Source organism: Streptomyces sp. NPDC006332 (assembly GCF_040612855.1).
Taxonomy (GTDB): Bacteria; Actinomycetota; Actinomycetes; order Streptomycetales; family Streptomycetaceae; genus Streptomyces.
This window is the reverse complement of sequence record NZ_JBEXRA010000060.1, coordinates 34471-51042: the sequence shown is the minus strand read 5'-3', so window position 1 is coordinate 51042 and position 16572 is coordinate 34471. Positions and strand designations below refer to the sequence as shown.

9 protein-coding genes are annotated in these 16572 nt (G+C 71.4%); 3 read left to right on the top strand and 6 right to left on the bottom strand.

From position 1 onward, the window contains the following. Positions 1-235: 235 nt before the first annotated feature. Positions 236-1459, top strand: a complete 1224-nt coding sequence (locus ABZ027_RS36375; RefSeq protein ID WP_356776048.1) for a cysteine desulfurase-like protein — start codon at positions 236-238, stop codon at positions 1457-1459. A 6-nt stretch (positions 1460-1465) separates the two neighbouring features. On the opposite strand, the gene ABZ027_RS36370 is transcribed toward ABZ027_RS36375, so the two are convergent. From ABZ027_RS36370 to ABZ027_RS36355, 4 genes are all read right to left on the bottom strand, one after another. Beyond that, complete coding sequence (locus tag ABZ027_RS36370; RefSeq protein ID WP_356776046.1) at positions 1466-4543, bottom strand: glycoside hydrolase family 38 C-terminal domain-containing protein; 3078 nt, start codon at positions 4541-4543, stop codon at positions 1466-1468. A gap of 59 nt (positions 4544-4602) precedes the next feature. After that, entirely contained in the window at positions 4603-5499 is an 897-nt protein-coding gene (locus ABZ027_RS36365) for a carbohydrate ABC transporter permease (protein ID WP_356776044.1), read from the bottom strand. Beyond that, positions 5499-6329 (bottom strand): sugar ABC transporter permease, encoded by an 831-nt coding sequence (locus ABZ027_RS36360; protein WP_356776060.1) that lies wholly within the window; start codon positions 6327-6329, stop codon positions 5499-5501. The genes ABZ027_RS36365 and ABZ027_RS36360 overlap by 1 nt, the downstream gene beginning before the upstream one ends. Positions 6330-6421: 92 nt before the next feature. Beyond that, positions 6422-7798 carry an extracellular solute-binding protein gene (locus ABZ027_RS36355; protein WP_356776042.1) on the bottom strand — a complete coding sequence of 459 codons (1377 nt, stop codon included), beginning with the start codon at positions 7796-7798 and terminating at the stop codon, positions 6422-6424. Positions 7799-8125: 327 nt separating this feature from the next. Here ABZ027_RS36355 and ABZ027_RS36350 point away from each other — a divergent pair, with 327 nt between their 5' ends. After that, the gene (locus ABZ027_RS36350) at positions 8126-9364 is read left to right on the top strand and encodes an ROK family transcriptional regulator (RefSeq protein ID WP_356776058.1); all 1239 of its coding nucleotides are present in this window, start codon (positions 8126-8128) and stop codon (positions 9362-9364) included. 45 nt (positions 9365-9409) lie between these two features. Here the strand turns inward: ABZ027_RS36350 and ABZ027_RS36345 are convergent, their stop codons facing one another. Beyond that, complete coding sequence (locus tag ABZ027_RS36345; protein ID WP_356776040.1) at positions 9410-10879, bottom strand: L-fucose/L-arabinose isomerase family protein; 1470 nt, start codon at positions 10877-10879, stop codon at positions 9410-9412. Between the two features lie 57 nt (positions 10880-10936). After that, positions 10937-12244, bottom strand: coding sequence for an MFS transporter (locus ABZ027_RS36340; RefSeq protein ID WP_356776038.1), 1308 nt, complete (start codon positions 12242-12244; stop codon positions 10937-10939). 325 nt (positions 12245-12569) lie between these two features. Here ABZ027_RS36340 and ABZ027_RS36335 point away from each other — a divergent pair, with 325 nt between their 5' ends. After that, positions 12570-16568: a glycosyl hydrolase gene (locus ABZ027_RS36335; RefSeq protein ID WP_356776036.1), complete on the top strand. Its 3999-nt coding sequence runs from the start codon at positions 12570-12572 to the stop codon at positions 16566-16568. Positions 16569-16572: the final 4 nt, after the last annotated feature.

The window sequence follows — 16572 nt, the reverse complement described above, 5'->3', positions numbered from 1 at the left end:
CCCGCGGAGACCCGGTGGGCCGGGGGGCGTGGGGGCCCCCCCCGCGGGCCGGCCGCGAACGTCGACGGCCGAGGGCGACGTGACACAGCGCCGCCCCGCTCTCCCAACCCCCACCGCCCCCACCTCCTGTCACCCACGTGGCCCGGCCCCGTCGTCGACTACCGTCGTGATCGCCTCGACGAGGCCCCGGTCGGCCGCCGCCCCGGCCGTGCCCGAGTACCGACAGGAGCGTCCCGTGACCTACGACGTAGCCGCCCTCCGCGCGCAGTTCCCCGCACTGAGCGCCGGGATCGCCCACTTCGACGGGCCCGGCGGCACCCAGACCCCCAGGCCCGTCATCCAGGCCATCGCCGACGTGCTGGCCGCGCCGCTGTCGAACCGGGGCCGGATCACGCCCGGCGAGCGCAACGCCGAGACCGTGGTCACCGAGAGCCGCCGGGCCATGGCGGATCTGCTGGGCGCTGATCCGTCCGGGATCGTCTTCGGCCGCAGCGCCACCCAGCTCACCTACGACTTCTCCCGCACCCTCGCCAGGACCTGGTCGCCCGGTGACGAGGTGGTCGTCACCCGACTCGACCACGACTCCAACATCCGCCCCTGGATCCAAGCCGCCGAGCAGGCCGGTGCCGTCGTGCGGTGGGCCGACTTCGACCCCGCGACCGGCGAGCTGACCGTCGAGGACATCCGCGCCGTGCTCTCGGAACGGACCCGGCTGGTCGCCGTCACCGCCGCCTCCAACCTGATCGGCACGCGGCCCGCGACCGCCGCGATCTCCCGTGCGGCGCACGAGGTGGGGGCGCTGCTGCACGTCGACGGCGTGCACCACACCGCGCACTCCCTGGTCGACGTCGAGCAGCTCGGCGCGGACTTCTTCGTCTGCTCCCCGTACAAGTTCCTCGGCCCGCACCACGGCGTCCTCGCCGCCCGGCCGGGACTGCTGGAGAGCCTGCACCCGGACAAGCTGCTGCCCTCCACCGACGCGGTCCCGGAACGCTTCGAACTCGGCACGCTGCCCTACGAGTTCCTCGCGGGCACCCGCGCCGCGGTCGACTTCCTGGCCGGCCTCGACCCGAGCGCGACGGGTACCCGCCGTCAGCGGCTGGTCGTCGCGTACGCGGCGCTGGAAGAGCACGAGCGAGTTCTGCGGGGGCGGATCGACGCGGGCCTGGCCGCCCTGGACCAGGTCACGGTCCACTCCCGGGCGGCCGACCGTACCCCCACCGTGCTGCTGACCTTCGAGGGGCACGGCACCACGGACGCGTACCGCTTCCTCGCGGACCGCGGTGTCCAGGCGCCCGCCGGGACCTTCTACGCCCTCGAAGCCTCCCGCCGCCTGGGCCTCGGGGACACCGGCGGCCTCCGCGTCGGCCTCGCGCCCTACAACGACACCGACGACGTCGACCGGCTCCTGGCGGGCCTGTCGGAGTTCCTGCGGGTAGGGCCCGGCACGTCCGACTGACCTGGGTCAGTCGGCGGAACCGTCGCCGGGGGCCCGCGGGCTCAGGCGCAGGGTGAGGATCTGGAAGGGCCGCAGCCGAAGCCGGACGGTGCCGTCCGTGACCTGATGGCTCGTGGTGTCGTCGAGCGGTCGTTCCAGCAGGTCGGTGGCCGTGGCGGCGGCGAGGGGGAAGCCGGGGGTCAGGGTGGCGCGGGCACGGACGCCGAGGGCCTCGTAGAGGCGGACGACGATGTCGCCCGACCGGTCGTCGGCGAGCTTCACGGCCTCGACGACCACCCCCTCCTGGTCGACCGACACCAGGGGAACGACGGGCGTGCTGCCCGGCCGCGCGCGCTCGGGCAGGTTCAGGTGGTAGCCCTCACGGACGGCGTCGGCGACGTCGGCGCCCACCACCAGGGCGTAGCTGAACCGGTGGGTGCCCTGGTCGGCGTCCGGGTCGGGGAAGCGGGAAGCACGCAGCAGGGAGAGCCGGACCGTGGTCGTCGTCCCGCCGTCGGGCCGTACGTCCCGGGTGACCTCATGGCCGTACGTCGAGTCGTTGACCAGCGCGGCACCCCAGTCGCGCTCCCCGACGTGCAGGAAGCGGTGGGCGCAGATCTCGAACTTGGCGGCGTCCCAGCTGGTGTTGGTGTGGGTGGGGCGCTCGACGTGTCCGAAGGGGATCTCGGCGGTGGAGTGCGCGGCGCGTACGTCGAGCGGGAAGGCGGCCTTGAGCAGCTTCTCCCGCTCGTGCCAGTCGACCACGGTGTCGATCACCAGCCGCCGCGAGCCGGCCGCCAGGGTCAGGGTCTGCTCGACGCGGGAGGCACCGAAGGCACGGACGACGCGGACACCGCCGCCGGCCGCGGTGACCGACTCGGCGTCGGTGAGGTCGCGCACCGTGTTGCGGTAGAAGACGTCGATGTCCCAGGCGTCCCACTGGTTGGGGAAGTCCTGGTGCACCTGGAGCAGGTTGGCGGCGGCGCCCGGCGCCAGCGCCTCGCGGTCGGCGGCCAGGTCGTAGGCGGAGGTGACCAGGCCTCGACGGTCGACCCGCACCCGCAGCAGGCCGTTGTCCAGGACGAAACCCTCACCGTCCGCGACGGGCGGTACGGGCGGGTCGGGTGCCTCGGCGCGCAGCGTGGCGCCGAGCGCCGGGACACCTCCGCGGGCGTGCGGGGCGGCGTTGAAGACGACCGTGCCGCGGGCGGGCCCGGCGAGGGCCCGTTGCGCGTCCGCGACGATCCGCTCCAGCTCCCCGGCGACGGCGGCGTACGCCTCCTCGGCCTCCCGGTGCACCCAGGCGATCGAGGTGCCCGGCAGGATGTCGTGGAACTGGTGCAGCAGTACCGTCTTCCACAGCCGGTCCAGGGCCTCGTACGGATAGGGGTGCCCGTGCCGCACAGCGGCGGTCGCCGCCCACAACTCGGCCTCGCGCAGCAGGTGTTCGCTGCGCCGGTTGCCCTGCTTGGTGGCGAGCTGACTGGTCAGGGTGCCGCGGTGGAACTCCAGGTACAGCTCGCCGGACCACACCGGCGCGCCGCCGTTCGCCTCGTACTCGGCGTGCGCACGCTCGAAGAAGGCGGCGGGTCCCTCCATGACGACCCGGGGCGAGCCCTCCAGGTCGGTCAGCCGGGCGGCGCGCGCCAGCATCTCGCGGGTGGGGCCGCCGCCGCCGTCGCCGTAGCCGAAGGGGATCAGCGAGTGGTCGGCGCCGCCCTTGTCCTGGAAGTTGCGCTCGCTGTGGGCGATCTCGGCGCCGGACAGGTCGCCGTTGTAGCTGTCGACGGGCGGGAAGTGGCTGAAGACGCGGGTGCCGTCGATGCCCTCCCACCAGAAGGTGTGGTGCGGGAACTTGTTGGTGGTGTTCCAGGAGATCTTCTGGGTGAGGAACCAGCGCACCCCGGCCAGCTTCATCAGCTGCGGCAGGGCCGCGTTGTAGCCGAAGGTGTCCGGGAGCCACATCTCCTCGGTCTCGACGCCGAACTCCTCCAGGTAGAACCGCTTGCCGTGGACGAACTGGCGGACCAGCGACTCGCCGCCGGTGAGGTTGGTGTCGGGCTCCACCCACAGACTGCCCGAGGGCAGGAACTGGCCGGTCCGCGCCTTCTCCTGGGCGCGGGCGTACACCTCGGGGCGGTGCTCCTTGAGCCAGGCGAGCTGCTGGGCCTGGGACATCACGAACCGGAACTCGGGGTGGTCGTCCATGAGTTGGGTGACGTTGGAGACGGTACGGGCCACCTTGCGGACCGTCTCGCGCAGCGGCCACAGCCAGGCCGTGTCGATGTGGGCGTGGCCGACCGCGGAGATCCGGTGCGCGCCGGCACTCGCCGGTGCCGCCAGCGCCGGGGCCAGCACCTCGCGCGCCGCCGCCGCGGTGCCGCCGACGTCCTGCAGGTCGACCGCGTCCAGGGCGCGATCGACCGCCCGCAGGATCTGCCAACGGCGGGTGGAGTCCAGGGGCAGTTCGAGCATCAGCTGCCCCAGGACGTCGAGGTCCTGGACGAGTTCGTGCACCGTCCGGTCGACCACCGCGAGGTCCAACCGCCGCAGCCGGTAGAGGGGTTCGCCCGGATCGGCGTCCGCGTCCCGCAGCCAGGGCGCCCGCCCACCGACCGCGGTGGGACCGAAGGTGAGGTGGTCGGCGGCGGTGTGCATGACGACCGGATTGGCGGCGGCCTCGACGTACCGCACGAACTCCTCCCCGCCGACGGCCGATTCGGTGACCGGCAGCCAGGTGTTGCGCGGGTTGAGCGCCTTCACCGCGGTGCCGTCGGCCCGGTAGACCAGGCCCTCGGCGGAGAAGCCGGCGGAGTGGGTCGCGAAACCCAGGTCGAGCACGGCCTCGACGGGCAGCCCCGCCCACTCCTGCGGGATCACGCCACCGACCCGGAACCAGCTCGTGGACCAGGCCGGGCCCCACCGGTCGCCGACCCGCGCCGGACGGTAGGGAGCCGTCAGGCCGTCACGGACCGGCACGGGCTCACCGGCGACGTCCCAGACCTCGACCCGCAGAGGGACCGACCGGGCGTGGACGGCGGGCCGTATGCGTTCGTTCAGCACCCTGGCGAGCCGCTGCTCGGTGACTTCACGGTCGTTGTGCATGGACTGTCTTCTCCAGCGGGGCCTAGGGGGTGGGGGGATGGCCGAGGGGCCGCGGGCGATCAGCCCTTGAGCGCACCGCCGAGGGCGAAGCCGCCGCCCAGCCTGCGGGCCAGCAGCAGGTAGAGCATGACGACGGGCAGGGAGTACAGGATGGAGAAGGCGGACAGTTGCCCGTACTGCGTCTGGTCGTGGGCACTGAGGAAGGTGAACACGCTGACGGAGGCGGGAAGCTTCTCCGGGGACAGCAGCAGGATGAAGGGGACGAAGAAGTTCCCCCACATGCCGATGAAGGTGAAGATGGTGACCACGACGACGCCGGGCCGCATCAGCGGCAGGACGACCCGCCACAGCACCTGCGGGGTGTTGGCGCCGTCGATCCGCGCGGCCTCCTCCAGCACCAGGGGCACGCCGTCCATGAAGTTCTTCATCAGCCAGATCCCGAACGGCAGCGCGGAGGCGGCCAGGAACAGCGTGGTGCCGGGTACCGAGTCGATGAGGTTCACCTGCACGAACATGCTGTAGACCGGGATCATCACGGCGGTGATGGGCAGACCGGTGGAGAACAGGATCGTGTACAGGAACGGCCGGCGCAGGCGGGAGCGGTAGCGCGACAACGGATAGGCGGCCAGGAAGGACGCCGTCACCGTCGTCAGGGTCGCGAATCCGCACAGCAGCAGGCTGTTGAGCAGGGGCCGGTAGGTGGTGTCGGCGTTGAGGACCGCGTCGAAGTTGTCGAGGGTGAGCGACGACGGCCAGTGCAGCCGGAAGTTGTTGGTGTTCGAGACCGAGGCGAGGAGCATCCACAGCAGCGGCAGGACGTAGGTCACCGACACCGCCAGCAGGACGGCGTTGACCGCGATGCGGGCGGGAAGTGAGCGGCGCCGGTGTGAGGCCTGTGGGGCCGTGGTGGCGGTCCGCCGACCGGACGGGGCGCGTGAGGAGGTGAGAACGGCCATCAGTCGCCCTCCAGTTTGAGCAGCCGGATGTAGACGAGGGAGAACAGGGCACCGACCACCAGCAGCACCAGGGCGATGGCGGTGCCGTAGCCGATGAGGCTGTTCTGGAAGGCCTGTTGGTACATGAAGATGGGCAGGGTCTCGCTCTTGTTGCCGGGCCCGCCGCGGGTCATGGTGTAGATGAGGCCGAAGACGGAGAGCGTCTGCAGCGTGATCAGCATCAGGTTGGTCAGGATGGACGGCCGGATGACCGGCAGGACCACCCGCCACAGCCGCTGCCAGGGGCCCGCGCCGTCCATCTCGGCCGCCTCCACGAGCTCTTGGGGGACGTCGTTGAGGGCGGCGGAGAAGACCATCATCGAAAAGGCCGTGCCCCGCCAGACGTTGGCCAGGCAGACGGCCAGGATCGGCATCGTGTAGAGCCAGTTCTGCTGCGGCAGGTGCAGGGCGGAGAGAATCGAGTTGAGTGAGCCCTGGTTGTAGAAGAACGCGTACATCAGGTAGCCGGCCACCACCTCGGGCAGCACCCAGGCGGCGATGACGACACCGTTGGTGAGTGCCCGCACCCGCTTCTCGGCCCGTTCCATCAGGACGGCCAGCGCGAGGCCCAGGGTGTTCTGGCCGATGACGGCGGAGCCCACCACGAACACCAGGGTCAGCCAGACCGCGTTGAGGAAGTCGGCGTCCCCGAAGGCCCGGGTGAAGTTGTCCAGGCCCACCAGGTGGGTGCCGGTGGCGCCGGTGAGCTGCATGTCGGTGAACGCGTAGTACACGCAGTACGCGATCGGCCCCGCCAGGAAGACCGCCAGCAGGACCACCGACGGGAGCATCGGCAGGCCGCGCAGCAGGGAGCGAGCGGCCGCGGGCGCCCCGCCCGGCCGGTGGTGGTCACCGGCCTTGCGGGGCGCGGACGTCAGTGCGGTCACGAGGCGCCCTGGACCGTCTTGTCGTCGCCGACGGCGGCCTTCACATCGCTGTCGAAGCCGGCCGCGGCCTTGTCCACCGACGCCTGACCGGTGGTCACCGACTCCATGGCCTTCTGGATCGCGGTCGAGACCTGGTTGTAGGCCGGCAGGCCGGGCCGGAAGTGGGTGTAGCGCACCAGGTCCGTGAAGAACTTGTTGGTCGGCACGGAGTTGACGTACGTCGGATCGCTGGCCGCGTCCGTGCGGACCGCGATGCTGGCGTTCTGGGCGTTCCACTGCGCGTGGTTGGCCTTCGTCTCACAAGTGGTGAGGAACTTGAACGCCAGGTCCGCGTTCTTGGCCTTCGCCGGTATCGACCAGGCCCAGCCACCGGACATGCTGGTCTTTCCGGGGGCCTGGCCGTTCTGGGTGGGCATCGCGGCGGTGCCGATCACCGACTGCCACTGGCTCCACGGCTTGGCGCTGCTGGGACCCCAGTTGTTGGGCATCCAGGAGCCGTCGATGTCGATCGCGAGCTTGCCCTCGGGGATCAGCTCGGTGCCGACGGTGGTGCCGAAGTTGGCGCCGAGCGCCTGGTCCACCGGAGGGCCGAGCTTCTCGCTGTAGACGGTGTGCACGAACGCCAGCGAGTCCTTGAACGCCTTGCTACCCACCACCCACTTCTTCTGGCTCGCGTCGTACAGCGACTTGTCGCCCGCCGGGGTGCCGTACAGCAGCATCTCGAAGCCCTGCATCGAGGACGCCTCGCCGCCCGCCGTGCCGGTGTAGAGGTTCATCGGAATGACGTCGGGCAGCTTGGCCTTGAGCTTCCTGGCGGTGCTGAGAACGTCGTCCCAGGTCTTCGGCTGCCAGGGCACGGAGATCCCGGCCTTGGTGAACAGCTGCTTGTTGTACCAGATCCCGCGGGTGTCGGTGCCGTCCGGGACGCCGTACGTCTTGCCGTCCGAGGCGCCGCGCACCGCGACCTTGGCGGCGGCGGCGAACTGCGACCAGTCGCTCCAGCCGGCCAGGAAGGAGTCGATGGGCTTGAGATAGCCGCTCGCGATGTCGGAGTTGATCAGCGCGGTGTCCTCGTAGACGAGGTCGGGGGCGGTCGCGGGGGACCGCATCATGAGCTGGACCTTGGTGTAGTAGTCGTTCTCGGAGGCGGTGACCGGAACGAGGGTCACCTTGGTGCCCGGGTTGGCCTTGGTGAACTGCTTCACCATCGAGGCGAGATGGTTGGCCTGGAGCTTGTTCTTGCTGTCCAGGTTCTGCCAGTAGACGACCTTGATCGACTTTGCGGTGCTCTCGGACGAGCCGGAGCCGCAGCCCGAGGCGGTCAGGACAGTGGCGGTGGTGAGGACTGCGGCAGCGATGAGTCTGGAACGCACGGTGGTTCCTCCGGAACGCGAAACCTGAGGGGAAGACCTTGGGAAAGCCGCGACTGAGGCGCGGGCCGCGGGCAGTTCGCGGGAGGCGGCCCACGCGGATCCACCCCGCGCGACCTGGCCCGGTGCACCCGGTTTGATGGCGTCAGCTAAATCCAATTGATTGATGAAGTCAACGCATCCGGCGTGTAGACTTTCGCCATGAATCGCCGTTCTTCGCATACCGGGCATAGGCCATGAGCCAGTACAAAATGCGCACTTCGGAGTGGTTCGGTGCCCATCGCGGGGGAACGCACAGCATGAGGAGCGGTAGGTGACCGACAGGTGACGATGCTCGGCGGCACGAATCTGCCCCGGGTCGGGGGGTACAACCAGGCCGTCGTCCTGGACGCCATCCGGACCAGAGGGCCGGTGAGCCGTGTCGAACTGGCGGCGCTGACCGGCCTGACCAATCAGACCGTCTCGAACGTCGTCCGCAAACTGCTCGACGCCGGCCTGGTCACGGAGACCGGCTACGCGCCCTCCAGCGGCGGCAAACGCCGCACCCTGCTGGCCGCCCGCCCCGAGGGGGCCTACGCGCTCGGTGTCCATCTCGACCCCGACGCGGCCGTCATCGTCCTGGTCGACCTGGCGGGCGAGGCGATCACCAGCCGCCGGCTCAGGCTCACCGTCCCGAGCGAGCCGACCGACGTCGTGCGACGGGTGGCCCGCGCCGCCCTCCGGCTCGTCGAGCGGTCAGCCGTGGACCCCGCCCGGCTGCTCGGCCTGGGCATCGCCGCTCCCGGACCGATCGACGGCTCCACCGGTACGGTGATCTCCCCGCCGAACCTGCCCGGTTGGGACCGGGTCCCGCTGCTGGAGATGTTCGCCGAGGCCACCGGCATGCCCGTGGCCCTGGACAACGACGCGACCGCCGCCGCCATAGGCGAACGCTGGATCGGCGGCGAGGCCAGGGCGGGCAGCTTCCTGTTCCTCTACCTGGGCACCGGCATCGGCGCCGGCATCGTCCTCAACAACACCGTCCTGCACGGCGATTCGGGCAACGCCGCCGAGTTCGGACACATGGCCGTCGAACCGGGGGACCGCGTCTGCCACTGCGGCGGCATCAGCTGCCTCGGCCCCTACTGCAGCCCCACCGCGATCATCGACGACCTGGTGCGGCGCCACGGGCGGGCCGCCGCCGACCGCATCGGCCTGGCCCTCGACCCCCGGTCCCTGCACGGCGACTGGAAGCTGCTGCGCCGGGCCGGCCGCACCGGCGACCCGGCCGCCTGCGATGTCGTACGCCACGCCGCCCGCCGCATCGGACAGGCCGCCCGGGGTGCCGTCAGCCTGCTCGACGTCAGTCGCGTCGTCCTCGGGGGCGAGGGGCTGCGCGGCATCGAACACATCGTGCGGGAGGAGGTGGACGCGGCCGTCAACAGCACCTCCGTCGCCCGCGCCATCCGCCCCATAGCTGTGGAGCAGAGCGTGATGGGTGACACCGTGGGCGCGGTCGGTGCCGCGTCCCTCGTGCTGCACGGCAACTACACACCCGGCTGGCGCATGCTCACCGACCCCTCCGGCTGACCGCGGGGGAGTCAAGTCCCGCGACGATGGCCGGGCCGGTCGCCGTCACACCTCCCGGTGGTCGATGCCGAGCAGGCTCGCGGCGGCGCGGAAGTCGGCGGTGTGGTGGCCGACGGTCAGGGCCCAGTGGTGGCCGACGCCCGTGGCGCTCCACGCGTCGACCCACTCGCCCGGATCACGGCCGAAGTCGACGCGGCTGGTGGTGTTGCCGATCTCCAGCAGGGGGCCCGGTACGACGGTGCCCTCGGACGTGATGAAGGAGAGGCTGCCGTCGGCGTCCTGGCCGAGCCCGACAAGGGTGACCGGCCCGTGCTGGACGTCGAACTCCACGCTGACGCCCCAGCCGCGCTTGCCGTGGTAGACACCCAGCCCCCGCAGCAGCGGGTCACGGGCGCTGACGGCGAGGTGGGCGGGCCCGTCATGGCCCATCTCCACCACGCCGTCCTCGAAGTCCAGGGCCTGGATCTCGGTGAAGGAGCCCCCGGCGCCGATGCTCTGGGTGGCCAACTGGGCGACACTGGCGCGCAGTTCGTACTCGCCGGCCGCGGGCACACCCCGGGCGGTGAGCAGCGAGGCGCCCAGGATCATGCCGGCGCCGAGCCGTTCGTGCAGTTCGCCGTCGAGGCCGCGGTGGTAGTATGCCAGCGTGTCGAGGCCGAAGTCCTCGACGAGCCGGTCCAGGGCCACCGAAACGGTCGCCCCCCACGCGAAGTCCTCGTCCGCCACACTGTCGTCGACGGCGAAGATCCGGCGTGCCAGAGCCATGCGGTCCCGGGTCTCCTCCTCGGTCACCTTCTCCACCCGGTGCCGCAGGTCGTCGAACTCCAGCACCTCGACATGAGAGCCGAACGTCGCCGGAAGCAACGTCAGATCGGTCGACACGTCGAGCATGCCGGGATACAGATGCCCCATCAGACCGTGGCGTCCGTGCCGCAGTGCCGCCCGGACGTGCGCGGCCCGGACCCACTGCTCGATGCGCCGCCAGGCCGACTCCTGGCGCAGCCAGCCCGAGACCGACCGGAAGGGGATGCCGGCTCGGCGGAAGACGTTGCCGACCTCCGGCACGGGGCACTGACCGCAGTACGCCAGCCAGGCACCCGTGTCGAAGGTGGCGTGGTCCATCCGTTCGGACGGCTGGAGGTCGATGACCAGGACGGGAGTGTGCGAGCGCCGGGCGATCGGCAGCACCATCGACGAGGTCAGATAGGTCGTCAGAAACAGCACGATCAGGTCGCAGTCCGCCCGGCGGAGCTCCTCGGCGGCGAGGGCCCCTTCCTCGGCGTCGGAGATGAAGCCGACGTCGGTCACCTCCGCGTCCAGTCGCCGCAACCGCTCGGTGACGTACCGGGCCGACTCCCTCAACTGCGGCAGCAGCTCCGGGAACTGTGGCCAGTAGGTGCCGAGCCCGCCGGCGACCAGTCCGATCCGGGTACGGCGGCGGGGGACCGGGGGGAGCAACTCGCTCAGGGCGGCGGCGCGGTCCGCGGCCACGGTGGTGGGTTCGGTCGTTGCCATGGTCGGTGCTCCTTCGCAGGTCCGGTTCGCATTCAGGGGTCCTTGTGAAAGGACCCCTCAGGCCCGGGTGGCTCCCAGGCCCGCCGGGGCGTCGGCGGCGTCAGGGGAACGCCGGATGAGGACACGGACGATGTAGACCCCGGCGAACCCCGACGCCGCCATGCACAGGGTGATCGACCAGAGCAGCAGGGACGCGCTGTACTCCATGAGGGCGGGCGTGACGAACGCGACGCCCGCGAAGACCCCTCGCGACAGGGCGTAGGTCAGGCCCTGGGTGGTGCCGCGGGTGTCCGGGGGCAGGGTGAGTTGCGACCACACCTTGTAACTGGCTTCCCCCGCGAAGGGGTTGGAGATCTGGTAGAGCACGAAGAACACGAGCATGCCGACGAGGGCGCCCGCCGTGAGGGAGGCGATGCAGAAGGCGACGACCTGCACGATCGTGAACACGTAGAACAGCCGGTCGCGCCAGGGAGTGTCGGCGAGCCGTACGAAGACGAAGGTCAGCACCAGCGCGATCGGGAGGAAGGCCAGGTTGATCCCGGTGGCCAGGCTCTGCGAGGCGCCGCTGACGGTGACCAGCAGATAGGTGCCGAACTGGCCGAAGGTGTTGGCGCCGATGCCCCAGGTGACGTAGTAGAGGAAGGTCGCGGCCATCGGCAGCAACGCGGCGCGGTTCCACACGTTCTTGAGCGCGGTTCCGCGGGGGACATCCGGATCGGCGTCCTCGGCCTCCGTCGTCTTCGTCGCATCCGTCGACGGCTCGTCGGCCAGCTCCAGACGGGCGCGGAGCTGCCAGGTGAGCAGGGCGGCGACGGCCAGGTGGCCGGTGATGATCCGTGCCCCGGTCATGCCGGTGTCGGACAGGACGTAGCCGAGGAAGATCACGACGATGATGCCCAGCATCCACAGGACCTGGGTGAAGGAGACCAGCCGGGCCCGGCCCTCGGCGGGAGCGGCGTCCGAGACCACGGCCAGGGACGTCGGCAGGTCGGCCCCCGCCGCCAGCCCCGCCACCAGCACGCCGACCAGGAGCACGATGTCGTTCGGCGCCAGCGTGATGACGGCCGCGCCCAGCGCGAAGCAGAGGATGTCCAGGTTGTAGACACGGCGGCGCCCGAACATGTCGGCCAGCCGTCCGCCGACGAGGGAGCCGACGGCGATGCACCCGGTGACGATCGCACTGATCGCGCCGGCCATCCACACGCCCATGTCGTAATGGTCCCGGTAGATGGCCAGGTTGACGGAAATGCTGACGATGAGAGCGGCGTCGAGGTACGAGGCCATGCCGGAGAGGGCCGCGACCTTCCACAGGCGTCGGGGGATGGGCTGTTCCGGGTGATGGGGGACAGTCGAAGTTCTGGCCATGATGCGACTCCGTCGTCGTCCGGGGATCGGCCTTGGTGATCTTCGATCGACCAGCGCCTGTCGCGGCACTAGACCCGGCGGAAGAACACGCGGAAGAGCGGCGGAGGGGGACGTCGCGGCTCTGGGCCGGGCAGGTCGCAGCGACTATAGGGTTCAAAAAACGTTACAACAAGCCCCCGCGCCCACATCCGCCAAGACACGGCACGGATCCTTGTCGGAGTCCCGTGTCTGGTGAGAACGCCGCAGGTCGCCTACGGTAGAAGCGATGTAAAACGTTTTCAGATCCCTGAGGTTGCCCGGGCGCGCACTCGGAAGGACCGCATTCGTGATCTCTCTGGAACTGCGACAGCTCTTCGACGACCCGCCCCGGGGCTTCGGCCCCACCCCGCTGTGGTGGTGGTCGGGCGCGAAGGTCACCAGGGAACGTCTCGCCTGGCAGCTGCGCAGGTTCGCGGACGGTGGCGTCCACAACCTCGTGGTCATCAACCTGGCGCCCGCAGGGCCGACCTTCGGCGCCCGCACGGACGACCCGGTGTGGTTCGGCGAGGAGTGGTGGGCCCGCTTCACCGACGCCTGCCGGATCGCCCAGGAACTCGGCACCCGCCTGTGGTTCTACGACCAGATCGGGTTCTCCGGCGCGAACCTCCAGGGCGCCGTCACCCGCCGGCACCCGCGGGCCGCCGGCCAGGCACTGCGCTCCCGCACGACGTCCGTCCGCGGGGGCACGGTCGGGCTGCGCGGTTCCGAAAGCCCCGTCGCGGCGTACGACCTGACGGGGCGTCGCCTGCCCATGTCCGTGGACGCCGATCCCGGCACCGTCCGGGTCGAGGCCGGGGACGGGACGCGGGTGCGGTTGGTCGTCGCCGTCCCCACCGCGTTCGACTATCTGGACCCGCACGCCGTCGGCCTGCTGCTGGACGCCGTCCACCACGAGTTCGACCGGCGCGTCCCGGAGTACCTGGGCAATGTCGTCGCGGGCAGCTTCCAGGACGAGCTGCCCGGCACCAACTCCTGGAGCCGCCGATTCCCCGAGGAGTTCCGCGCCCGACGCGGCTACGACCTGCTCGACCATCTGCCGGCCCTGTTCACCCCGGCGACCACCCAGGCGGCGAAGGTCCCCGGCGCGACGGGCGCCGACCCCCGCGGAGTGCGCGCCGACTACTACGCGGTCCGCGCCGAACTCACCGAAGAGGCCCTGTTCAGGCCGCTCGCCGCCTGGCACGAAGAACGCGGCATGCTGATCGGAGCCGACCAGAGCAACCCGGCGCGAGCGGGTTTCCCGGCCCAGGCCACCCAGATCTACACGGACTACTTCCGCACCCATCGCTGGTACGGCGCCGCGGGCAGCGACCACCACGGAGACGCCAAGGTCCATTCCTCCATGGCCCACCTGCACGGTCACGAGCGGGTCTGGATCGAGGCGTTCCACTCCTCGGGCTGGGGCGGCACCCTGGAGGACACCTACGACTGGGTGCTGCCGTTCCTGCGCAGTGGCGCCAACCTGTACAACCCGCACGCCAGTTACTTCGGCACCGCGGGCGGCTGGTTCGAGTGGGCGCCGCCGTCCACCGACTGGCGGCAGCCCTACTGGCGGCAGTACCCGGCGTTCTCCCGGGCCGTGGCCCGGATCTGCTCGATCATGTCCTGGGGCACCTACAGCGCCGACGTGGCGGTCCTGCACCCCACCGCCACCATGCAGTCCCTCATCCCGCTGGACGTGCCCGTCCAGCACTTCGGCGACGGCCGTCTCGGCGACGCTCACGCCGACGTCGACGAGACCCAGCGGCACTACCTGGATCTGTGCGGCACGAACAACTGGCTGCGGCCCCGGATCGGCGAACTGGACCGGCGGGGCGTCTGCTTCGACGTCATCGACGACGCCTCGGTGCGGTGCGCCAAGTCCGCCGACGGCGCCCTGCGCGTGAGGGACCAGGCGTACACCACGGTCCTGCTGCCCTCGGCGAGCGTCCTGGAGGAGGAGACGGCGCGCCGGTTGACGGAGCTGCTCGACGTGGGTGGCCGGGTGGTGGTCGTGGGCCGGCCGCCCGAGACGGCCGCCGGGGCGGGCGGTGACGACGCCGTCGTGGTGGCGCTGCTTGACCATCCGCGGCTGGAGCGCGCCGGGGACGCGGCGGCGGGCGCGGCGGCGGTGGCCGCCCCCGCCGGGTACGCGGTGGGCGACGTACCGCTGCTCGTGCGGCGGCAGGGAGACACGGCCGTCGCCCTGGTCACGGGGGCCTTCCCGGACGCGCGCACCGATCCGGCCAACGGCCACCACGAGGTCGACCCCGCGCGCTACGCCCGCGGTTCGTCCGTCACCGTACGTGCCGCGGTGGCGGAGGCCGAGATCTGGAATCCGGCGAGCGGCGCCCGAAGCCCGGCGCGCGTCACCCTCTCCGACGGCCTGTCGACCATCGAGGTGCCGCTGGAAGGCGCCCCCGCCGCTCTCGTCGTATGGCGCGAAGGCACCCCCACGGCCGCGACGACCACGCCGCCCCCCGAGCCCGCGGCGACGATCGACGTCTCGACCGGCTGGGAGGGCCGCCTGGTCCCCACCATGGACAACACCTGGGGCGATCTGGCGTTGCCCGCGGGCGCGTCCGTCGACGAGCCGCAGATCTGGACCATGCGGTGGACCGAGAACCACGGGCCCGACGCACCCGGGGAGCAGGCGCGGGCGACCTACGGCAACCGAGTGTGTGTGCTGCCTCCGGTGCCGTCGGCCCAGGCCCCCGGCCCGTTGGACGCCACCCAGGTCGAGCGGGTCCTGGCCGGGGCGGCGCCCCTGGCGCCCCCGGACGGCGGCTGGCGTGTCTCGCTGTACTCGTCGAGCCGGGGGATGCCGGATCAGGACGGTCTGCTCGGCAACAAGGGGATGGTGGCCGAGGAGTTCGTGCGCGTCCCCGTGCCCGGGAGCGGGACGGTCGCACGGATCCGGTCGATCGTGGTGACGGACCACCGGGGCCCCGCCGATCTGCACATCGGCGCGGCCGCGGTCAAACGGGTCTGGTGGAACGGCGAGCGACTGGACACCGGCTCGGGTTTCCTCGCCTCCGCCCCGGTGCGGGTCACTCGGTCCCACAATGTGCTCGAGTACGAACTGGGGGACGCCGAGGACCGGCCGCGGCTCATCTCGGGTGCCGCCGGCACCCCCCTCGGCAGCTACTTCTGCCTCTGCCGCCCGGACCAGTTCACGCCGCGCCCGCGGTTCATGTGTCTGCCCGACGACGTACGACCGGACGGCGGCGTGACCTACCGCGGCCGGCTGCGCGTCGCCGCCGGTGGCGCGGCGGTGCTGGTCGTGGGTGCCACGGTGGGCGTCACGGTCCTGCTCGACGGCTCGGTCGTGGCCCGGCAGGAGAAGGTGGAGTACTACGAGTCCGACTGGGGCGCGGTGCCGATGTTCTTCCGCCACTCGCTCACCCTCGGCGCGGGCGAGCACGTCCTCGACGTGGTGGCCGACTCCGTCCACGCGCGAGAAGCGGTCTTCGTCGACTGTGTGGTGGGCGCCGAGTCCTCCGCGACCGCTCTGGTCAGCGGCGCCGGGTGGGAGGCCCGGACCGGCGGGTGGCGCGGAGCCACGGTGGAACACGACGGCCGGTGGGGGGAGTTGCAGCACTGCCACGCCGCGGTTCGGCCGCACCCGCTGCCGGACACCGAGTGGCTCACCGGCGCGCCGGAGCTCGGCAGCGCCGTCCTGCTGGTTCGGTCCACCGACGACGTCCGCGAACGCGCGCAGCGCTTCCGTTTCACCGTGCCCGCGGGCACCGTGTCGATGGACCTGCCGCTGGAGCTTCCCGCCCGGGTACGGGTGGGAAGCGGCGCGGAGCAGACGCCCGACGGGCAGACGCTGACACTTCAGGAGCCGCTGTCCGAGCCCACGGAGGTCGAGGTGCTCACCGTCCCCACGGCGGTGTTGCGGGGTGGCTCCGCCTGGCGCGGGCCGGTGCGGGTGCGTACCGTGCCGGCGCCGCTGCCGCTGGGGGACTGGCGCACGCTGGGGCTGGGCGGCTGGAGTGGCGGCGTGACCTACTCGCGGACCCTGGGGGTACCGGCCGGGCCGGACCCGGTGCTGGACCTCGGACGGGTGCGTGGCAGCGTCTCGGTCCTGGTCGACGGCGAACCAGTGGGGGAGGCGTTCTGCGCGCCGTACCGCTTCGAACTCCGCGGCGCCGCCGGGCGTACCGTCCGCGTCGAGGTGACCGTCCACAACACCCTGGCCCCGTACTTCGCCGAGGCCACGCCGACCGCCTGGGCCTTCCCGTCCCAGCTCGGCTCGGGACTGCTGGGGCCCGTGACGCTGCGGATCCCCGGTCCCGCCTGACGGC